Source organism: Tamaricihabitans halophyticus (assembly GCF_004340875.1).
GTDB classification, from domain to species: Bacteria; Actinomycetota; Actinomycetes; order Mycobacteriales; family Pseudonocardiaceae; genus Tamaricihabitans; species Tamaricihabitans halophyticus.
In genome coordinates, this window is the sequence record NZ_SLXQ01000023.1 from 19,209 (window position 1) to 39,902 (window position 20,694).

14 protein-coding genes, 1 tRNA gene and 2 pseudogenes are annotated in these 20,694 nt (G+C 64.3%); 9 read left to right on the forward strand and 8 right to left on the reverse strand.

What is annotated here, in order from left to right:
* The first annotated feature begins 30 nt into the window (after positions 1 to 30).
* Both EV191_RS27845 and EV191_RS27850 read left to right on the forward strand, forming a co-directional pair.
* Positions 31 to 1,140 carry a ferredoxin reductase gene (locus tag EV191_RS27845; RefSeq protein WP_207894798.1) on the forward strand — a complete coding sequence of 370 codons (1,110 nt, stop codon included), beginning with the start codon at positions 31 to 33 and terminating at the stop codon, positions 1,138 to 1,140.
* 97 nt (positions 1,141 to 1,237) lie between these two features.
* Positions 1,238 to 2,353, forward strand: coding sequence for a fatty acid desaturase family protein (locus EV191_RS27850; protein WP_132880817.1), 1,116 nt, complete (start codon positions 1,238 to 1,240; stop codon positions 2,351 to 2,353).
* A gap of 1,396 nt (positions 2,354 to 3,749) precedes the next feature.
* On the opposite strand, the gene EV191_RS27860 is transcribed toward EV191_RS27850, so the two are convergent.
* The 6 genes from EV191_RS27860 to EV191_RS27885 are packed head-to-tail and all read right to left on the reverse strand — an operon-like array spanning position 3,750 to position 11,000.
* Entirely contained in the window at positions 3,750 to 4,562 is an 813-nt protein-coding gene (locus EV191_RS27860) for a hypothetical protein (RefSeq protein WP_243659290.1), read from the reverse strand.
* 36 nt (positions 4,563 to 4,598) lie between these two features.
* Positions 4,599 to 6,323 carry an HAL/PAL/TAL family ammonia-lyase gene (locus tag EV191_RS27865; RefSeq protein WP_132880819.1) on the reverse strand — a complete coding sequence of 575 codons (1,725 nt, stop codon included), beginning with the start codon at positions 6,321 to 6,323 and terminating at the stop codon, positions 4,599 to 4,601.
* A gap of 18 nt (positions 6,324 to 6,341) precedes the next feature.
* Entirely contained in the window at positions 6,342 to 7,721 is a 1,380-nt protein-coding gene (locus EV191_RS27870; protein ID WP_132880821.1) for an MFS transporter, read from the reverse strand.
* Entirely contained in the window at positions 7,690 to 8,631 is a 942-nt protein-coding gene (locus EV191_RS27875; RefSeq protein ID WP_132880823.1) for an arginase family protein, read from the reverse strand. Before EV191_RS27875 ends, EV191_RS27870 begins: the two co-directional genes overlap by 32 nt.
* Before the next feature lie 3 nt (positions 8,632 to 8,634).
* A complete protein-coding gene (hutU, locus tag EV191_RS27880) occupies positions 8,635 to 10,308 on the reverse strand; it encodes a urocanate hydratase (protein ID WP_132880825.1) in 1,674 nt (557 codons plus the stop codon).
* Complete coding sequence (locus tag EV191_RS27885) at positions 10,305 to 11,000, reverse strand: IclR family transcriptional regulator (protein WP_132880826.1); 696 nt, start codon at positions 10,998 to 11,000, stop codon at positions 10,305 to 10,307. The genes hutU and EV191_RS27885 overlap by 4 nt, the downstream gene beginning before the upstream one ends.
* 94 nt (positions 11,001 to 11,094) lie before the next feature.
* On the opposite strand from EV191_RS27885, the gene hutI reads away from it, so the two are divergent.
* Positions 11,095 to 12,426, forward strand: coding sequence for an imidazolonepropionase (hutI, locus tag EV191_RS27890; protein ID WP_132880828.1), 1,332 nt, complete (start codon positions 11,095 to 11,097; stop codon positions 12,424 to 12,426).
* Between the two features lie 231 nt (positions 12,427 to 12,657).
* Here the strand turns inward: hutI and EV191_RS27895 are convergent.
* Positions 12,658 to 12,905, reverse strand: a pseudogene (locus tag EV191_RS27895) (acyl-CoA dehydrogenase family protein); the annotation flags it as partial.
* Between the two features lie 322 nt (positions 12,906 to 13,227).
* On the opposite strand from EV191_RS27895, the gene EV191_RS27900 reads away from it, so the two are divergent.
* The 3 genes and pseudogenes from EV191_RS27900 (at position 13,228) to EV191_RS27910 (ending at position 16,340) form a co-directional block, all read left to right on the forward strand.
* Positions 13,228 to 14,532, forward strand: coding sequence for a PepSY-associated TM helix domain-containing protein (locus tag EV191_RS27900; RefSeq protein WP_341539643.1), 1,305 nt, complete (start codon positions 13,228 to 13,230; stop codon positions 14,530 to 14,532).
* The gene (locus EV191_RS27905) at positions 14,529 to 15,191 is read left to right on the forward strand and encodes a DUF5134 domain-containing protein (protein ID WP_132880831.1); all 663 of its coding nucleotides are present in this window, start codon (positions 14,529 to 14,531) and stop codon (positions 15,189 to 15,191) included. The genes EV191_RS27900 and EV191_RS27905 overlap by 4 nt, the downstream gene beginning before the upstream one ends.
* Before the next feature lie 240 nt (positions 15,192 to 15,431).
* Positions 15,432 to 16,340 (forward strand): annotated as a pseudogene (locus tag EV191_RS27910) (universal stress protein).
* Positions 16,341 to 16,401: 61 nt separating this feature from the next.
* Here EV191_RS27910 and selD read toward each other — a convergent pair.
* Positions 16,402 to 17,391 carry a selenide, water dikinase SelD gene (gene selD / locus EV191_RS27915; RefSeq protein ID WP_132880833.1) on the reverse strand — a complete coding sequence of 330 codons (990 nt, stop codon included), beginning with the start codon at positions 17,389 to 17,391 and terminating at the stop codon, positions 16,402 to 16,404.
* Between the two features lie 76 nt (positions 17,392 to 17,467).
* Between selD and EV191_RS27920 the strand changes: the two genes are divergently transcribed.
* The 3 genes from EV191_RS27920 to selB all read left to right on the forward strand — a co-directional run bounded on the left by EV191_RS27920 (position 17,468) and on the right by selB (position 20,627).
* Positions 17,468 to 17,562 (forward strand) — tRNA-Sec (locus tag EV191_RS27920).
* 24 nt (positions 17,563 to 17,586) lie between these two features.
* Positions 17,587 to 18,885: an L-seryl-tRNA(Sec) selenium transferase gene (gene selA, locus EV191_RS27925; RefSeq protein WP_132880835.1), complete on the forward strand. Its 1,299-nt coding sequence runs from the start codon at positions 17,587 to 17,589 to the stop codon at positions 18,883 to 18,885.
* Complete coding sequence (selB, locus tag EV191_RS27930; protein WP_132880837.1) at positions 18,873 to 20,627, forward strand: selenocysteine-specific translation elongation factor; 1,755 nt, start codon at positions 18,873 to 18,875, stop codon at positions 20,625 to 20,627. The genes selA and selB overlap by 13 nt, the downstream gene beginning before the upstream one ends.
* Positions 20,628 to 20,694 lie beyond the last annotated feature (67 nt).

Consider the following 20,694-nt stretch of genomic DNA (forward strand, 5'->3'; position numbering starts at 1 on the left):
GACTCACGTTCGTTCGCGGATTTTGTCCGCTTGAGCTGGGAGGTCCTCATCGGAGTGATTCGTCGGGCGTTGACCTCGTCCGCCATCGCGGCCCTTACCTCGCCCCGCACGGTTGACCATTATCTGGAACAACTGCATCCGATGCTCACCGTCGATCTGGTGCGGGCTCGCGTCGTCGGCGTCTATCGCGAGACGTCCGACTCGAGCACCGTGCTTCTGCGACCCAACCGCGCATGGCGTGGTTTCACAGCCGGCCAGCATGTGCAGTTCGGCATCGAGGTTGACGGCGTTCGCCGGATCCGCTGTTTCTCGGTATCCAGTTCGGCGGCAAACGCGCGCCGTAGCTTCACGGTCTCGGTCAAGGCGCACCCGGACGGGTACGTCTCACAGTTCCTGCACCGCAGGCTGTCTCTCGGTACGCTGGTGCACCTGTCCCAAGCCGAGGGAGAGTTCGTCCTGCCGCAACCAGTACCCGACCCTCTGTTGTTACTCAGTGGCGGGAGCGGCAGCACGCCTGTCATGTCGATGCTGCGCACGCTGCGCGACACTGGCCATCGCGGCCGCGTGGTCTTCCTGCACTACGCGCGTTCCCGTGACGAGGAGATGTTCGCCGACGAACTCGATCAGATCGCCATTACGATGCCGAACGCTCGGGTGCACCGTATCTACACCCGTTCGCCGGTGCCGGGTTCACCGCTCTCCGGCCGGATCACTGTTGATCACCTCGCTTACCTGGACGTCGATCCGACGAATACGCTGACCTACGTCTGCGGGCCGGCCGGGTTCATCGCCGCGGTCAGTCGTATTTACGCTACCCATGGCGATATCGCCATGCTGCACACGGAATATTTCAAGGTTCCCGCCGTCGACCCGGCAGCCGCCGACATGACTGGCACGGTGACCTTCGCGGACAGCGAAGTCACCGTTGACAACTCCGGTGCGACGATTCTCGTCCAGGCAGAGGCAGCCGGCCTCGCCCCACGGTTCGGTTGCCGAATGGGCATCTGCAATACCTGCGCGGTGCGCAAACACCATGGCGCCGTGCGGCACGTGGTCAGCGGCGAAGTGTCCGCAGCCACCAACGAGACCATCCGAATCTGCACTCACACCCCGATTGGCGACGTGAACCTAGCGCTCTGACTGCAAGGAGAAGATTATGTCTCGACTACGTCGATTCCCATTGATCAAGCCGTTCAGCGCAACCGACCACGACCGTGCGCCGCAACCCATCGTCGGGATGGACACCGTCAAGCGCTCGCCGATCGGCCTGGAATACCTGAGCTATGAACAACTCGACGCGTTCGGTGCCGAGCTTGACGCCCTACGCCAGCGCGTCCTGGACGACCTCGGTCAGGAGGATGCGGACTATATTCGCCGCGTCGTCCGGGTCCAACGAGTGAGCGAGGTCCTTGGTCGGCTTGGCATCTTCTGCCCGTTCGCATGGCCAGTCTTCGCCGGCGGCATCGGCGCGCTGGCTTTGGCAAAGATCCTGGAGAACATGGAAATCGGCCACAACGTGATGCACGGCCAGTACGACTGGATGAACGATCCCGCATTGGACGGGCAGCGCTACGAGTGGGATTTCGTCGCACCGTCCGAAGACTGGCGACACGGTCACAACTTCTTACACCACACCTACACAAACATCCACGGCTTGGACCGCGACATCGGCTACAGCACCTTCCGCGTCGATGCCGCGCAGCCATGGCAGCCCAGGCACCGGTTCAACGTCCCGCTGGCACTCGGTCTGATGCTGATCTTCGAATTCGGCGTTCTGCTGCACGGATTGGAACGACAGGAGTATCGACGCGGCAAGATCTCGGCCGAAGTATTCCAGGTCCGTCGCAACCGCGCACTGAAGAAAATCGGCCGCCAGGTACTGAAAGACTATGTTGCTTACCCGGCATTGGCACTCCCGCTAGTACCGTTCGTCGGCTGGTGGGCGCCACTGGCGGTCCTCAGTGGCACCGCCGTGGCCAACGTGATCCGCAACGCCTGGGCATTCACCGTGATCTTCTGCGGCCACTTCCCAGCCGAGGTGCAGACATACACCAGATCCGACGCCGAGAACGAGACACGCGGACAATGGTATCTACGTCAGCTACTCGGCTCGGCCAACATTACTGGCAGCCGGCTATTCCACGTCCTCACCGGAAACCTGAGTTACCAGATCGAGCACCACCTGTTCCCAGACATTCCGGCGCGACGCTACCCACAAATCGCCGCAGAAGTGCGGAAGCTGATCGAGAAGTACCAGCTACGTTACAACACTGGCAGACTCTCCCGGCAGGTACGCAGCGTGCTACACCAACTAGCGACATACTCAAGACGACCGGCGTCCGATGCTCACTAGAGTCGTCGAGGTCAGGAACTTTGTGGGCGGGATAACTGCCAGGTGGTTTAGCGGTCCATGGCGCGGTTGAGCACGGCAGGAAGAACGGAGACATAACGGAGCCCATGCTGACTGCTAGAAATCGAAAACATGATCTTGAAGTCGGCGAAACAGCAGGTAAACGCGCTGCAAGCGAAGATCTTTTCGGGATCACTGATCACTGCGATCGAATCTGCGGTCTTTTAGTCCGCGTGTAGTTAGGTGTGCGAATATGCGCTGTGCTGTTGGTCTTTGACGTACGCGCGGTTCGGTGACATGTGACCATTGAGCGATTTCGTGCGGAATTGATGACGTGTGCGTCCGGATCGTTGTCGGGGTGCCTGAAACTGCGCGGCGGCATTAGCGAATGTGGCCGGGTGGTAGTGCCGTCGGCGTTTCTTGCGGAAATCGTATAATGTGCGTATGTGAGCAGGTCAACGATGGGGGTCTTTGTTAATCCGGTGGGATCTCTGTGACCTGGCGAGTCCGTTTGACTATGTGGTGTCGAGTGAACGAAATGTGGATAGCTGCCCGAACTATATGTCTGGCCTGGTAGGGTATTTGGCGAGCTGGGCGAGAAATTCAGCGCACAGCGCAGAGCTTTCCGATACTGGGGGTCACGGGTTCGAATCCCGTCAGCTCCACAGTCGGAAGGGTCTTCGCAGGTCAGGGCCTGTGAGGGCCCTTTTTGCGTTGCTCTGGGGTTGCTCGTCCAGCCAAGCGTAGCGCTCACTGACACCTTGACTGGAGGCTGGCCCTATGGGGACAGATTTGACTAAACAGGATCGAGCGGGACCGTTTCAGGGCCCGTAGGTCGGCCCGACGCATCGGGCTCTGGGCGCGATGAGTGCTAATGCTGGGACGAGCAAAGCATTGGCGAGGTCGGGGCGACTGACCCGGGCGGGTCTGGGTGCGCAGCAGCGGCTGGCTGCGGAGAGTATGGCGCAGGTGCAGGAGCGGGCCACCGGCCTCGACGAAGGTCCCTCCATCCAAACCTCAAACGCATGGCAAACGTCGACTGGCTCGTCAGCCGCCCAGAACTACAGGGGAGTGTCAAGAACCAGTGGACAGTCCCGGACCACAGATACGCTTCGCGCTGTGGGATTGCCGCGCACTGCGTCGAGCGCCAGGGGAGGAGGCTGTTGTGGAGGCTATGCGCCTGGAGTGGCGACACCCGCCTTAGAGGCGGTGATGACTAGCTGCGCGTGGTCCCACGCGCTCAGCCTGGATAGCAGGCGGACGGGGTGCGTTTTCATCGTTCCGAGCGCGACGTACAGATTCTCGGCGATCTCGGTGGTGGGATATGCCCCGGGCGATTAGGGCGAGGACTTCTCGCTCGCGTTCGGTGAGGTCCCGCAACAGCAGCCAGCTGGTGAAATCAGGCGCCCACAACAGAAGCAGGTTCGCGGTCGCCGCGCTCAACGCCCCGATGCACATCAGACGTCGCCCTGGCACGGCATCGGCAAGCCCGGTCGCGGCAAGGGTGAGCGCGCCGACGACGAACCCGAACTGGATCGCGATCGTCAGCAGCGCAGCCTCCCCGCTGCTGAGCTGCCACATGCGCCGCAACTGCGGTACCGCGAACGAAGCGGAAAACCACACTCATGGATGCGAAGGTGGCTGTAGCGACCAGCGCGACTCCGGCGACGGCGCGGAGGAGTTGCGGGTCGCTGGCCAGTGCTCCGGTGTGGGATGCGGCAGCCGCGCCGCCCGCCGCGCTCCGGCTACCCTTGAACAGCACGATAGGGATGGATACCTGCGCCGCGAGGCTGAAGAAGCGCCGCGCGTCGCTGTCGTCCTCCAGGTAGAACGCGGCCAGTGTCGTGTGTGGATCGGCTTCGCAGAAGGCAAGCAGTTCAGACGGCGCGACGTCGTCGCAGTTCCCGACTGAGCTGACGAAGCTGAACCGCACCCCGAGTTCGTTGCCGCGCCGCACGACATCGCCGGCGTAGGTACCCGATTGAGAGACGAAGGCGATGGAACCTTGTTCCGGTGACGACGCGGTGGGGCCGATCATCGTCATACGGGCGTGTGGCGTGTAGTGCCCGATGCAGTTGGGGCCGAGCACCCGCAGGTCCGTGCCGGCGACCGCATCGCGAAGATTCGTTGTGTCCGCGGTGTAGACATGGGCGGTCTTGGTACTTTTGGCGGCCAGCTCCCGCAGTGCGTCCGGAACAGCCTTGGCGGGCAAGGTCCGCGATGGTGCTTACCGCTGGCCGTGCCGACCCTAGTCGCCGCATCCCCGCGTGGCGGCGGAGATGACAGTGTCACTCAAACGCCGGTCACCGGCTAGTTCGGTTGCCTTGTCGACATCCGGTGTCAGGTAGCGGTCATCACTTACCGGGCTGATCCGCTCCCGTACCAGCCGCAGCACCGCAGCTGATCCCTTTCCTGGCTCGAGCTCGCCCATCTTGGACTTGATCAAGTCCATACCCTGCGCACCGAGGATGAGCTGAATACCGATGATGGTCTGCAGTCTGTCCAGGTTGGCCGTCAGGTTGCGCACCGAGGTCATCGCCATACTGGTGTCGTCTTCCTGGCCGCCCATCGTGGGACGCGACAGTGTTCCGGCGGGAGTGGCCACGACCTGCATTTCGGAGACAAGTGCCGCCGCGACCGGGTGAGTCATCGCCAGTCCGGTGTTGAGCCCGGGAGTGCCCCCGGCAAGGCTGGCCGGAAGCCCATAGCTCCATCCTTCGTCAAGCAAACGGCCGGACAGCTGCTCGGATAGCCCGCCGAGGTCGACGAGTTGTGCGTTCAAGCGATCGGCGCTTTGCCCTAGTTTGGCGCCATTCCAGTTTCCGCCCATCACGAACTCGTAGTGCCCGTTGTCCTTCTCGAAAACCAGGGGGTTGGACGTGGACGCATTGGCTTCGCGTTTGGCCACTCCCTTTGTCTCCGCGATGGTGTCACGTAAGGCGCCGAGCACATGCGATGCGCCACGCACGGACACGGCGTCCTGCACTCGGGGTGCGGATTCCCCTGCCTGCCGTCGTCCCTTCTCGGTCATCCATTGCGTGCCGCAGATCAACGCGCGGGTCCGCTTTGCGGCGGCGTTCTCGTTGGGAATACCGCGTTCAGCGTGCGTTCGAGGGTCGAATGCGCCTTGCTCCGCCCGGGTTGCCTCGAGGAACAACGCGAAGGCCCCATCGAATCCCGCGAGGGAACGTTGCGCCCGTACCGTTGCTCGTACGAGCTTCGCCGTGACCACGCTGTTGCCACTGATGAGTGGCAACGCTTCGCCTGACTCAAGTTGGAACGTCGATGCGAGCCCAGCCTGACGCAGAGCTTGTTCTGGCCGCATCCTTTCGCCGCGTAGCATCGCTGGGTTGTCCTGACCGACCATGGTCAGTCCAGCGGCGGCCATCGGCTGCAGATCCCCGATGCCAGTCGAACCGATCTCCGGCATGTCCGGGGTGATTCCCGCGTTTACCAGTGACAGGATCCGGTCGGCCAGTTCCGGTCGTACACCCATGGCGCCGCGTGCCATCGAGTTCACGCGGAGGACTAGTGCCAGTCTCGCCACGCCTGGCGATAGTGTTGGGCCGGTCCCAGCCGCATGCGATAGCAGCACTCGACGCTGAAAATCGCGCTGCTGTCCGATTGTCAGCGGCTTGTCCTTCAGCGGTCCCAATGCCTGGTTCCAGCCATAAACACGCTTACCCGAGCGGAGCAGGGAAAGCGCCCCCGTACGGGTCTCGGTCATCTGCTGCCTCGCTTCGTCGGCGAGACTGATTCGCACTGAATCCGCCTGCAGCACTTGCGTCATCGTGGCCCAGTCAAGCGAATCACCGTCCAGTACGAGCTGCACGGTGCCATCCTGTAGGGAGAAGCCACGCTGCTCGGCGAGACCTTGTTGCCCGGATGCGGTCAACGTTCCCGCCACGAGTAGACCAATGATGCTGGCGATGCACGAACGCAATAACACCCGTGCCCGCGATGTGTCGAACATCGAGGTACCTCCCGAAGGCTAGAACCCGGCGCCTTTGGTTTCCGGTCCGCGCCACAGGCACAACAGGGAAATCAGCGAAAGCAGCAGCCCGTAGAAGCCGAGCCGGGCCGGTGATGCGTCACCGGCAAGTAAGGCAGTGGCGATCATCGGCGCGAAGCCGCCACCGATGATCTGCGCGGTGATGAATGTGGCGGAGGTCCCCGAATAGCGGACTCCTACTGGGAAAAGCTCGGCCAAGTAGGCGCATATCGGAGCATAGAGCAGTGTCAGCGGTACCATCCCCACGGAGAAACCAAGACCAATCACGACGGCATTGCCAGTGCCGAGCAGGCCGAACATCGGTATCGACCAGATAGCCAGGCCGGCTGCGCCCCACAGCATCGGACGCCGCCGACCGATGCGTTCGGAGAGTCGCGCAACCGGAACGATGAGTGCCATATGTACGCAGGCCGCGATGCAGACCGCGAGAATCATCTGGTTCTTTTCGACTCCCTGCTCGTCGACACCATAAGAGATGCTGAAGATCGACATCAGGTACCAGATGCCGGCGCCAGAGATCGCGGCGCCGATGCCGACGACGACGCGCGGCCAGTGATGGCGCAGCAGCGTTACGATCGGGATCCCCACGTGTTCGGCTTTCTCAGCCGATTCCTGCTTGGCAGATTCGGCGAAGACAGGGGACTCCTCGATCCTGGTGCGCATCCAGATGCCGACTCCGATCAGTACGGCACTAAGCAGGAACGGTATCCGCCAACCCCATGCTGCAAAGGACGCGGCGCTTGTCGTCGAGCTCACGATGGCGAAAACAATGCTGGCTACGACGAAACCGAGTGGTGGGCCGATATTGGGCACGGCCGCGTATACGGCCCGTTTCTTCGGGGGAGCATGTTCAGCGGCGAGAAGTACCGCGCCGCCCCATTCTCCACCAATTCCGATTCCTTGGAAAATTCGACAGATCACCAACAGGATCGGCGCGAGTACGCCAACGGCTCCGTGGGTTGGGAGCAGTCCCACGGCGACCGTGGCGATCCCCATCGTGATCAGGCTCAGCAGCAGGGAATGCTTCCGCCCGATACGGTCGCCAAGGTTTCCGAATATCACTACGCCGATCGGGCGAGCCACGAACGCCACCGCGAACGTCGCGAATGCGGCCAATGTGGACGCCGTCGAGCTGTCACTCGGGAAGAACAGGTCAGCGAGAACAAGTGATGCCGCCATGCCATAGACAGCGAAATCGTAGTACTCGATCGTGGTGCCAACCAGGCTGGCGACGACAACTCTTCTGGTGGCACGCTCGTTCGTTCCGGTAACAAGACCATCGCGTTGAGCCATAAGTGACTCCTTTGTCAAAGAATATTGAAGATCGTCATGCGGCGCGCCGGCGGGCGGCGGTACCAAGCACGGTTGCCACAAGGCGACCAAGCGTGATCGAAGTCAGATCCCGTATGTCCAGCGAAGGAAAATGCTCGACGATGTCCAACCCGCCGAAGTCACAGTGCTGCGCGAGACCGCGCAAGATAGCCGCCGCTTCGGTATAGCTCAGCCCGCCGGGTAGTGGAACGCTGGTTCCCGGCGCGATGGTCGGGTCCAAACCATCCACATCGATCGTGACGAACCAGGGCGCGTCCGTGGTCAGGGATCTGAGCACGACATCGGGACCATCCCGATGTACCGCATCGGCGGTAATGAGGATGTTGCCCGCGGCATGCGCATCATGGACGTCTTCGGGGCGAGCGCTTCCGACGCCGCGAAGTCCTACCTGGACTATCCGATTCACCCAGGGCAGTTCGGCAATCCGCCGCATTGGGCTGGAGTAGCCGTCGCGAATGCCGCCTACCTCGTCCCGAAAGTCGAGGTGGGCATCTATCTGCAGCACGTTGACCGGCCCGTGCCGTTCGAAGGCGCGTACCGCGAGTGGCGGGACCGAGTCGTCACCGCCGAGTATGATCGGTGTAGCACCAGCGGCAAGTAGGGTCTCGACTGCTTCGGTTGCTCGGACGGCATTGCCGTCCAGATCGCGCGGATCGCCTGGCAAGTCACCGCAGTCGAGCATGACGGCTCCGGTGTCGCCAAACAAGGTGCCACCGAGGTCGAAGTCGTAATGTGTGGACTGTCCGTTGAACCGACGCGTCCGCTCCCGGAAGGCGTGGGGTGCGTCCGCGGCGCCAGAATGCACGCCGCGCATATGGTAGGGCACACCATAGGGGATGCCCAGCACGACGAAATCCGCACGGGCACTGCTGAGATCGGCATGTGTCTCGGCCCCGAGTAGACCGGTCGCGGGTAGCTGCGTAGTGAAGGTCGTCAATGGTCAGTCCTTGTCACTGCGGCTCTGCTGGTCGCTGGCTTGGTTATGGATCGCATGGATGCCGCTGTGCGGCAAGTAGGCCACTGCCTCAGGGACACCGGCGGTGGCATGTCGAACAACGCCGATGCCGGGATCGCTTGCGAAGCAACGATCGATCCGTTCGTCCGCGAGCTCGGATCCGTCGCAGACCAGTGTCATGCCCGCGGAGCAGGAACCGCCGATGATCCCGGCGTTCTGGTGGATAGCAACCAGATCAGCGCCGCCCGCCACGTTGAGCATTGCGTTGAGATACGGCCAATCCGCGATCTCGTCGGAACCATCCGGCATATTCTCGGTTTCCCTACCCGGGTAGCTACACGAACCGGAATCGAGGTGGTCACGGGTGATGGCGACTGGTGCGGCCAGTTCCCCTTCGCGCACCTTGCGGTTGATCTCCCGCGCCATCAGGGCGCGGGCTCCATGACCGAGCCAGCAGATGCGCGCCGGTAATCCCTCGGTTGCCGTCCATCGCTCGGCATGGCCGAGCCACTGCTGCAGCCGGTCGTCTTCGGGGAACAACGTCCGCGCCGTGGTGTCGATGGCCACCCGGTCGCTTTCCTCGCCGGAGAGGCAGACCCAGCGATAGGGACCGCGTCCGACAGCGAACGACGGCCGGACGTAGCTGGCCACGAACCCCGGGATATCAAAGGCCTCGGCGACGCCAGCGAGCTTGCCTGCTCCGCGCAGGTCGTTGCCGTACTCGAATACGGTCGTACCACCGTTGCGCATCGCAAGCAGTGCCCGCACGTGACGAGCGACGGTGGTGCCAGCGGCCCGCCGATACTCGTCCGGATGCGCTTCCCGTAGCCGGGTTGCCTCCACGAGCGAGTAGCCGGCGGGTACATAGCCGGTGAGCAGGTCATGTGCCGAGGTTTGATCCGTGGCAACGTCGGGTAGCATGCCGCGGGAAACCAGCTCTTCGGCGACATCCGCGGCATTCGCGGCGACCGCCACCACGAGCGGCTGTCGCCCGTCGGCAGCCTTGCGGCAGCGACGCCACGCGTCCGGCACGTCCTTGGCGATCTCGTCCACCCTGCCGTCAGCCAGCCGGTTTGCGATCTTGGTCTCGTCGACCTCGCAGACCAGCGCGACTCCTTGGTTCATCGCTATGGCCGGTCCTTGTGCCGAGCCCATCCCGCCGAGTCCCGCGGTGAGTACGACCCGGCCGCTGAGTGTGCCGCCAAATGAGCCAGCGCAGGCGCCGAAGGTCTCGAACGAGCCTTGCACGATGCCTTGTCCGCCAATGTAGGCCCATGAGCCCGCGGTGTACTGGCCGTGCATGGTCAGACCGGCCGCACTGAGTTCACCAAATCGCTGGGTGGTCGCGGCACGCGGTACTAGATTAGCGTTGGCGAGCACCACGCGTGGGCTATCGGGAAAACTGCGGAAGACGGCGACCGGCCGGCCAGACTGTACAACGAGGGTTTCGTCATCCGCGAGATCGCGTAGTGCGGCGACGATCGCGTGATAGCTGGGCCAATCGCGCGCGGCCTTGCCAATCCCGCCGTAGATCACCAACTCGTCTGGACGCTCGCCGTTGGCCACGGTGTTCTCCAGCATGCGCAAGATTCCCTCTTGCCGCCAGCCCTGACACCGTAGCTCGGCGCCGCGAGCCGGCTGAACCGCTCCTGCCTTCATTGTTGCCTTTCTTCGCCGACCACTTCACCAGCGAGAACGTTCGCATGTTCGAGTACCAAGCCGCCGAACGCGGCAAGGTCCACATCGGAAATTCGGTAGCTTGGTCCGACCACACTGAGTGCGGCGACTACCTCGCCTGTTCCGGTACTGATTCGCACCGGCGCGGCGACCGCGGTGACGTCGGGTTCCAGTGTGGAGCGCAACGCCGTGAACCCCTGATCGCCGACCTGCCCCAGAAGGGCCGCACCGATCGCGGTACCGGCCAGTGGCACGGACCTGCCAACCCAACTGACGTGCCGGATCGCCTTTGTGGTTGCCACCTGGTCGAGATACAGCGCAGTGTCATCGGGCCCAGGAACAGCGAGATACGCCGATTCGCCGGTGGTTGCGCAGAGGTCGGTCAGATGTGCATGCGCGTGGCTGGTCAGCGAATCCGCGGATAGCGCGGAAACGCCGAGCTGCAACAACCTTGGCCCTGGAGCGAACTCGCCGTCCGGTGCCCTTCGCACGAACCCCCAGCTCTCCAAGGTGCGTAGTAGCCGCAATGCGGTGCTGGTCGGAACGTTGGCCCGGCGCGCGGCCTCGGCCAGCGATACCGCGCCCGAATCAGTGACCTCGGCAAGTAGTTGTAGCGCGCGATCGACTGAGCGCGTTGCGGTTGGTTGGGGTGGATCCGCGTCCATCGCCGCCATCAGTGCCCTTCACTGTGTTGCTTCGCCAGGCGGGGGTCCTGGCCTCTATTTCACTAGATGGCAATTGGATGCCGTCTAGTGGTAGGATTGTGGCATGGTGACAGCGAGGATGTCTACGGGCGGCGTCGAGGCCCTCGGGGGAGATGGCGCCGTGCGGCGGCGGGTTGATCTCGTTATTGCCCATGCGACGGAGTTGCTTACCTGCGCAGGGAGCGCGGCTCCCATCCGCGGCGAGGAACTAAGTCGCATCGAGATACTCAAGGACGGTGCCGTCGCCGTCCGCGACGGCAGGATCGTGGCGGTCGGACCAACACCCGAGGTGCTCGCCAACTACGCGGCGGATGCCACGCTCAACGCCGCAGGTCGGCTCGTCACCCCTGGTCTCGTCGATGCGCATACCCATCTGGTTTACGGCGGCACACGGCATGCCGATTGGGAAGACCTTGCGGTCGGTCGACCGGCTACCGGGCTCGGCGGTGGCATCATGCGTACAGTGCGCGCTACCCGCGAGCTCTCTGCTGATCAACTGCGAGTACGGGCGCTGCGGGATCTTGACGTGATGCTGGCGCACGGCACGACGACGGTAGAAGCCAAGACCGGATACGGGCTCGATGGCGAGACGGAACTTCGACTGCTCGAGGTAATGGCGAATCTGCGGCACGAGATTCCCGTGGTGGCTACCTATCTTGGCGCTCACCTGCAGCCAACTGACTATCCGGGCAGTCGGGCTGACTATCTCAAACTGGTGCGAGACCTGCTCCCCGAGGCAGCGAAGTACGCGGAGTACTGCGATATGGCCTGCGATCCAGCCTGCTTCACCGCCGAGGAATGCGCCGAGGTCGCGACCGTGGCGCGTGCGGCGGGCATGCGTCTGCGGCTGCATGCTGATCAAACCGGCGATGCCGGGGGTGTGGCGCTGGCAGCCCAGCTCGGCGCGAGCTCGGTCGATCACCTGGACGCGATATCAGCTGCCGGGCGTGCCGCACTCGCCAGCTCGCCCACAGTGGGCATGATCTTTCCTGGTGTTAGCCAGCATATGCTCGACACCATCCCGGCGGTTGGGGGCGGGCAACCGTCCCAACCGGACGCGCCTGGCTGGGTTCGTCAGCTCATCGACAGTGGCGCCGCGCTTGGACTCGCCACGGACTACAACCCCGGCACCTGCCCCACGCCGTCAATGCAGACCGTCATGCAGTTGGCCGCACGGCTATATCGCTTGAGTTACGCGGAAATCTGGCAGATGTGCACCATCAACGCCGCGCATTCGCTCGATCGCGGAGGCGAGATCGGCAGTCTGGAGCCCGGCAAACGAGCGGATATCCTGGTGTGGTCGGTACCCGAACACGGCATGCCCATTCACCGCTTCGGTGTCAACCTCGTGGACACAGTCCTCATCGCCGGTAAGCGCGCCCAACCAGTCAGTTAGGGGCTCTCTGCCACATCTTGCTGCCCGTGCGCGACCGTCAGCGTCGGACTCAGGGCTTGGCGAGTTCCGCGAGCCGATCGGCGAGGAGTTCGATATCCGCGTAGGTCGTGCGGTGATTCGTGACGGCGACCCGGATTCCGGCCTTGCCACGCAGTCTGGGCATTGTGCGGGCCGAGCCAGGTGCCCGCTGAGTAGCCGATCCAGGTGATCTTCCAGGACAGTGCCAGAGGTTCACAGCTCGCCTCGGGCGATGAGCTGTTTGGCGATGACGTTGTGCTGGATCTCGTTGGTGCCCTCGTCGACGATCATCAGCGGGGTGTCCCGGAATACCGCTCCATGTCGAATTCGGTGGAGTAGCCATATCCGCCGTATACCCGGATCGCGTTCAGCGCGATCTCCATCGCCGTTTCCGAAGCGAACAGTTTGGCCGTGCCCGCCTCTGTATCGCAGCGCTGTACGGAGTCCAGCTTGTCCGCGGCGACGGCGACCACGACAGACTCGCTAACCTAAAAGAACGCGGTCACACCCAGTAACCGCACGATCTCCAAGGAATACAGCAACGGACTGCGGCTACCGCACCCCTCACCAACGTTTTCTCTTCAGACTGCGGTCACCGGGCGCGAGGTGCGCCACCGGGAAGATGTGATCTGCGTCAAAACACGACGTTCAGATGAACTCGGGGCCCTGTTTCGGCGACCACTTCGACGGATCGCAGAGCCGGAAGAGAAGCGGGTGCCCATGACGGTCGACGAAAGCGTTGAACCTGACCGAGCCGTGCCGGCACCGTCCGGATGGTCCGGTGTGCGGTCATTGTTGTTGCGGCTGCATTTCTATGCCGGGATCCTCATCGCTCCGTTCCTCGTTGTCGCCGCGCTCAGCGGCCTGTTGTTCGTGTTCACCCCCCAACTGGACGAACTGGTCTACGACGATGTCGTGTCCGTGGCGGACAGTCCAGCCTCAGTGCCGCTTGCCCAGCAGGTAGACGCTGGTCTGACCGCACGGCCCGATGACACGCTGATGGCGGTTCGTCCCGCGACCACCGGCACGGACGCCACGCAGATCATCTTCGCCGCACCTGATCTGCCGGAAAGCTACCGCAGAACCGTATTCGTCAACCCACATTCCGCAGAGGTCACCGGTGTTCTGGAGACCTACGGCAGCGGTCAGGCGCTACCCATTCAGGCATGGGTGGACAACCTGCACCGCGGCCTGCACCTCGGCGATATCGGCAGGCTCTACAGCGAGCTCGCGGCCAGCTGGCTGTGGATCGTCGCCATCGGTGGCGTCGTGTTGTGGTTCAGTCGGCGTCGTAAACGAACCCTGCTGCGACCGGAGTCAGGAGCGAAGGGGCGGCGCAGGACGTTGTCCTGGCACGGCGCCACTGGCATGTGGCTCGCTGTCGGGTTGGTGTTCCTGTCCGCCACCGGGTTGACGTGGTCGCAGTATGCGGGTGGCAACATCACCGAGCTGCGTTCCGCCCTTTCCTGGGAAACACCCGCGGTCTCCGGTACCGTACACTCGCCCACGGTGTCCAGTTCGGACGTGGGACTGGACCGGATCACCGCCGCGGCGCGTGAACGCGGTCTGTCCGGCGATATCGAAGTCACGCCACCCAGTGGCACTGGCGAGGCCTATATCGTTCAACAGGTCGGCAGGCAGTGGCCTACCCAGCAGGACTCGGTGGCTATCGACCCGGCGAACGCCCAGGTGACCGAGACCCTCCGGTTCGAGGACTTCCCGCTCATCGCCAAGCTTGCCCGCTGGGGCATTGATGCGCATATGGGCCTGCTCTTCGGCTGGGTCAACCAGGTCGTGCTCGTCCTACTCGGCGGCGGGCTGCTCTGCGTCATCTTCTGGGGCTATCGCATGTGGTGGTTGCGTCGGCCGACGCGTGGCATGCGGCGTGGATTCGGCCGGCCGCCCTTACGCGGTATGTGGCGTCGGGTACCCGGTTCAGTGTTGGCTCCACTCGCGGTATTGGCCTTGTTCGTGGGCTATTTCGTCCCACTGCTTGGTATCTCCCTACTGCTGTTCCTGCTCTTGGACTGTGTGCTCGGCCTGCGTGCCCGACGTGCTGTCGGTGACCGGAAGGAAGTCGCGTCGTGATCGATGCTCCCGTACTGCGCTGGCTGCTGACTCTGGTGTTCGCTGCCACGACCTTGTGGTATGCCAGGGTTCTGGTGCTGCCCGCCGCCCGGCTTGCCGTCCGCGTCGACGCAGCCTGGCACATGCTGATGAGCATCGCGATGGTGGCAATGGCCTGGCCGTGGGGAATGAGTCTGCCGACCGTGCCCCAGACCGTCCTTTTCGGCGTCGCCTCCGTCTGGTTCATCGGTCGGATCGCGTTCCATCGCGGCGGTGATCACGCTGGGACGCTGGCCGCGTCCCGCTCCGCCGGGGTGCATCATGCCGCGATGATGGCGGCCATGGCGTGGATGGTGGCCAGTATGCCCAGCCTGATGAGTGGACACGGGTCCGATTCGGGCGGTGGTCAGCACCATCACGCGCTGGCCGGCGGAGCAGCCATACCCGTCGCCGAGGCCAGCCAGGCCGCCGCGCCAACCGCGCTGGTCGTCGCCAACGTTGTCCTCGGCGCGGTGTGCATCATCGCCTGCCTGCCGTGGCTCGCGCAGGCCTTCGACCTGGGGCGCGGACTGACCGGTTCACGTTCGCCAGGGCTCGGTCGAGTTGTTGTTGACCGTTGTTGTCACGCTGCCATGACTTTCGGCATGGGCGTGATGTTCCTGGCGATGAGCTCCGGGTAAGTCGGTCGCGCCATTGCTGACACTCCGATCTGTACTGTCCTTAATGGTCGACCTGGGAGTTGGTCACCAGCCACGCCCCTGCCGAAAGTCCTTCGATAAAGGGACCGAGTTCTCGCGTCAGCACGGCGACTGAGCGGAGACGATTGGGCATCGGAGCCGCTGGTTGGCGCATCCTGGTATCCGGCCGGCGGTGCTGGCGGCGAAGGCTGAGGTCATCAGCCGAGTATTTCGGGAGTCCGCATGAGCACGGTAACACCAGTAGACGGCGCGATCGTGGTGGGCGTCGACGGATCCGAGTCGGCGACACGTGCCGTTCGGTGGGCCGCCAAGCTGGCCGCGAGTCGAGGCATCGCATTGCATCTGGTACACGGTTTTGGCGTGGTCGCCGGCCGAGCAGATGCTGAGCCATCGCCGGACAGTTTCCTGGGTTCGATGAAACGACAGGGTTTCAGTTTGTTGACTGAGGCTGAAAAAGTCGTCACCGATGCGCATGACGATCTGGTCGCCACCACCTCGCTGCGAAACGAACCACCTATTACCGTGCTGAAGAAGCTGTCGCGTTCGGCGCACATGATCGTGCTTGGTTCATCCGGCCTCGGTGGCTTCGAAGGCATGTTGCTTGGCTCAACCGCGGTGGCGGTGGTGAGCTATGCGCGCTGTCCCGTTGTCGTCGTACGCGGACGCGAGGAGATACCGGCGGACAGCCCGGTCGTCGTCGGGATCGACGGAAGCCCGGTAACTGAACGTGCGATCGCCGCTGCTTTCGATGAAGCCGCGCGTCTGGAGGTTGGTCTCGTCGCGGTGCACGCGTGGTCGGATACCAGCTACGACAGTGTGTTCGGCACATCGCCACTGTTCATCTACACGGATTCGCCTGCCGACAACGAACGTCAGGTGTTGACCGAGAGTCTCGCCGGCTGACCGGACAAGTACCCGGATGTTGCGGTGAATCAGGTCGTCGTACGTGACCGGCCACGGCAGCAGCTCATCGACTGGTCCGCCAAGGCACAGTTGATCGTCGTCGGTAGTCGCGGCCGCGGCGGATTCCGTGGTCTGCTGCTGGGATCGACCAGTCAGGCGTTGCTACACCACGCGGATTGCCCGGTAATGATCGTCCGGCCCCAGCCACGAGCTAATCGGCCAAAGTAGATGAAATGGATGCCGTGGTACGTAGCGGGCGCCGCCCCCGTGTGGCCCTCGTGGGCACCACTCAAGATACCCGCACCGTGTGTTCAGCGGCGTCGACCAGTTCGCCGATCACCGTAGCGCCGGGAATCTCGCCGGCGATGAGCAGTCCGCCTGAGGTCTGTGCATCTGCGAGCAGTAGCGCGTCGTCATTGCTGACGGTGGTGAGGTCGACATGAGGTCGTACCCACTCCAGATTGCGGCGAGTGCCCCCGCTGACGTATCCACTCCGCACCGCGTCTCGCGCCCCGTCCAAATACGGCACCGCGGCGGCATCGACGATCGCTGATACGCCGCTTGCTCTGGCCAGTTTGTGCAGATGTCCCAGCAGGCCGAATCCGGTGACATCAGTTGCACAGCGGTGGCCGGCAGTGACCGCGGCGCGCGCGGCGTCCGCGTTCAGTCTGGTCATGGCGTCAATGGCAGGTTGGTGACGGTAACCGGTCGATTTGTGATGGGTGTTGAGCACGCCGATACCAAGCGGTTTGGACAACGACAGTGGCTGCCCAGCTCGGCCAGTGTCGTTGCGCAACAGCGTGTCGGGTGCCGCGAAGCCGGTGACGGCGAGCCCGTACTTTGGTTCCGGGTCCGCGACGCTGTGGCCGCCGGCAAGGTGGCAGCCAGCCGCGGTGCAGACGTCCATGCCGCCGCGCAGAACCGCGGCAGCCAGTTCCGTCGGCAGCACATCCCGTGGCCAGCCCAGCAGGTTCACCGCCACGCTCGGCCTGCCGCCCATGGCGTACACATCGGACAGAGCATTCGCGGCCGCGATCCGCCCCCAGTCGTACGCGTCATCGACTACCGGCGTGAAGAAGTCCGTGGTGAGAATGAGCGCGGATTCGTCGCTGATCTGTACGACGGCGGCATCATCACCACCAGGGAGTCCCACGAGCAGCTCGTCGGCTGCTCCAATCGTTCGCGTCGACAGGCGGTCGACCATCGCTTCCAACTCGTCCGGCGGAATCTTGCAGGCACAGCCGCCGCCCTGAGCGTAGTGAGTCAAACGGTAATCCATACTCCTCATGCTGCCCACAGGAATGCTCACCGCGCACGTCGGCGATTGAGCTGAGACAATGGCCGTACCGTGTAAGGGAGGCGTATCCGGCCTGGTGGCCGGCGCGGTCTTCAAAACCGTTGAACGGCATACCTTGCCGTTGGCGGGTTCGATTCCCGTCCGCCTCCGCCACCACGCCTAACGGAGTGAGTCACGATGCGTGCCGACCCCCGCAGGCACATCCCGGGCACCGACACTCTGCTGGCCAGTCCAGAGTTCGCCGACGCCCTGCGTTCACTGGACCGGCATACGGTGAAGTCCGCGGTGGTGCGCGCTCAACAGCTGGCTCGGACTGGCCAGATCACACCCGGCGAGGTTGCTGATGTTGCCCTGATGTCCTTGGGTACGGCCGGGTCGACGATACGCACCGTGCTCAATGCCACCGGTGTGCTGGTACACACCAACCTCGGAAGGGCGCCACTGTCGAGGGCCGCCGTGGATGCCGTGTGTCGGGCGGCGGGCCACACGAACGTGGAGTTCAACCTGAGCTCCGGTAGCCGTGATCGCCGTGGGAGAGGCGCGTTGGACGCCCTGGCCGCGGCGGTACCGGCGGCCGAGGACGTACACATCGTGAACAACAACGCGGCGGCCCTGCTGCTCTGCGCGCTGGCGATGGCAGAGGGGGGCAGGGAGATCGTGGTGAGTCGCGGGGAAATGGTGGAGATCGGCGACGGGTTTCGGATCCCGGAGCTGCTCGAGTCAACCGGTGCGCGGATCCGGGAGGTAGGAACCACCAACCGCACCCGGCTAGCCGATTACGCGGCGGCCCTGGGGCCGGATACCGCCTTCGTGTTGAAGGTGCACCCGTCGAACTACCGCATCGAGGGTTTCGTGGCGGACGTGCCCCTAGCCGAGCTCGCCACCCTCGACGTACCGGTCGTAGCGGACATCGGCTCGGGATTGCTCGCGCCGCACCCGATGCTGCCGGATGAGCCGGATGCGGCCACCGCCGTGCGCTCCGGCGCCGCGCTGGTCACAGCCAGCGCGGACAAGCTTCTCGGCGGGCCGCAAGCTGGTCTGCTGCTGGGTAAGCACGTGCTAGTGGACAAACTGCGCCGGCATCCCAGCGCCCGTGCGCTGCGGGTCGACAAATTGACCCTCGCTGCTCTCGAGTCGACCCTTCGGGAGCCGCCCGTACCCGTCGCGGCCAGGCTGGACACTGATCCAACTGAGCTGCGTGGTCGAGCGGCCACTATCGCCGAGCGGCTGAGCGCGGCGGGTATCGACGCACACGCGGTCGAGTCACACGCGACGATCGGTGGTGGGGGCGCGCCAGGACGATGGTTGCCCAGCGCGGCGGTCAGCCTGCCCGAATCGGTGGCGCCGCGGTTACGCACCGCCGAGCCCGCCGTGGTCGGGCGCCTGGAGCACTCGCGCTGTCTGCTCGACCTTTTCGCGGTAACGCCGGACAGCGACACGGCGCTGATCGAGGTGGTGCGGCGGTGCATGTCGTAGCTACCGCCGGACACGTCGACCATGGCAAGTCAACACTGGTGCGGCAGCTGACGGGAATGGAGCCCGACCGGTTGGCCGAGGAGCGTGACCGTGGGCTGACCATCGAGCTCGGTTTCGCCTGGACCCGGCTCGCCGACACCCGGCTCGCTTTCGTCGACGTGCCGGGGCATCACCGGTTCGTGTCCACCATGCTCGCTGGGCTTGGCCCGGTGCCAGCGGTGATGATGGTCGTGGCCGCGGATGAGGGCTGGATGCCACAGTCGCAGGAGCACCTGGACGCGCTACACGCCCTCGGCGTCCAGCATGGGCTACTGGTTGTCACCAAGTCTGACCGTGCTGATCCAGCGCCGGCCATGGCCGACGCCGCTACCCGGCTGGCCGCAACCTCGCTGGGAACCGTGCCCGCCGTAGCGGTCAGTGGCCGGACCTCGGCCGGGCTACCGGAGCTGCGCCGCGCACTTGCCGACGTTGTCGCGGGCCTGCCGGGGCCGGACCTCGACGCGGATGTGCGGCTGTGGGTCGATCGAGCCTTTACGGTGCGCGGTGCGGGCACCGTGGTAACCGGGACGCTCGCGGCGGGCACGATCCGCGCGGGTGACGTCCTGGCTGTCAGCGGCGCGGAGCGTGAGGTACGCGTGCGGGGCTTGCACACGCTGGGACAACCGACGACTACGGCGGCCGCGGTGGCGAGGGTCGCGTTGAATCTGCAGGGAATCGAGGCGACGTCAATCTCCCGAGGCGACGCGGTGCTCACACCGCGGAGGTGGACCCGCGCCGACGTCGTCGACGTCCGGGTACGTCGGGCGCAGGCCGGTGAACTGAACCGCGAGCAGGTACTGCATACCGGTTCCGCGGCCGTCCCGGTCCGCGTACGGGCATTGGGTTCGGATAGCGCCCGGCTGAGGCTGCATCGGCCGCTTCCGCTACGGGTCGGCGATGGCGGCCTGCTGCGTGATCCTGGATTGCACCTGATCAGCGCAGGGATCGAGGTCCTTGATATCGATCCGCCCAGCCTCAGTCGTCGCGGAGCGGGCGCCGCGCGCGCCGCTGAACTGCGCGGGGCCGATGCCGCCGCACTGAGCATCAGCTTGATACGCCGCAGACGCTTCGTGCGTGCTGACGAGTTGGCCGTGGCGGGCCTGCCACCTGCGGGAAGGTTGGTCTCGGGGTGGGCAGTCGATGGCGCTGTCTGGGAGGAGCTGATCGACGCCGCTCGGGATCGTGTTGACCAGTGGCACCGGGTCGATCCGGTAGCCGCGGGTGCCCCTGTCCAAGCGCTGCGCCGGGAGCTTGCCGTACCCAGTACCGAGATCATGCTCGCGGTCCTCCGCGAAGGCGGCCTCGTGGTTGACGGTGGTATCGCGCGACACGGTGGCCAACAGCTACCGGCCCGGGTGATCCAGGGACTCGACGCGTTGGACGCACATCTCGCGGAGCGGCCTTTCCAAGCCCCAGATGCCGGACAGCTCAATCGTTGGGGCCTCGGCGCCCGAGAGCTCGCCGCGGCGGAACGTCTGGGCAGGCTGACCCGGATCACCGACCACGTGGTGCTCGGAGCCGAGGCGCTCGCCGCCGCGACCACGGTCCTGCGAACCATTCCACAACCTTTTACGGTCAGCCAGGCGCGGGTAGCGCTCAACACCACACGGCGGGTCGCAATACCCCTGCTGGAGCGCCTTGACTCGGCAGGGTTCACGCGAAAACGTCCCGACGACACGAGGGTCGCACCGCCGGAGACCTGACGTGCACTGCATGCGCGGCGAGCAACACCTATGCTGGAGAGCGCAGGAACCGCAGCAGCGACAACGC

Coding starts and splice junctions, on each gene's coding strand:
- selA (WP_132880835.1), top strand. CDS start 17,587: ATGCGTGCCGACCCCCGCAGGCACATCCCGGGCACCGACACTCTGCTG.
- hutI (WP_132880828.1), top strand. CDS start 11,095: ATGGTGACAGCGAGGATGTCTACGGGCGGCGTCGAGGCCCTCGGGGGA.
- hutU (WP_132880825.1), bottom strand. CDS start 10,308: ATGAAGGCAGGAGCGGTTCAGCCGGCTCGCGGCGCCGAGCTACGGTGT.
- EV191_RS27850 (WP_132880817.1), top strand. CDS start 1,238: ATGGACACCGTCAAGCGCTCGCCGATCGGCCTGGAATACCTGAGCTAT.
- EV191_RS27865 (WP_132880819.1), bottom strand. CDS start 6,323: ATGTTCGACACATCGCGGGCACGGGTGTTATTGCGTTCGTGCATCGCC.
- selD (WP_132880833.1), bottom strand. CDS start 17,391: ATGGATTACCGTTTGACTCACTACGCTCAGGGCGGCGGCTGTGCCTGC.
- EV191_RS27885 (WP_132880826.1), bottom strand. CDS start 11,000: ATGGCGGCGATGGACGCGGATCCACCCCAACCAACCGCAACGCGCTCA.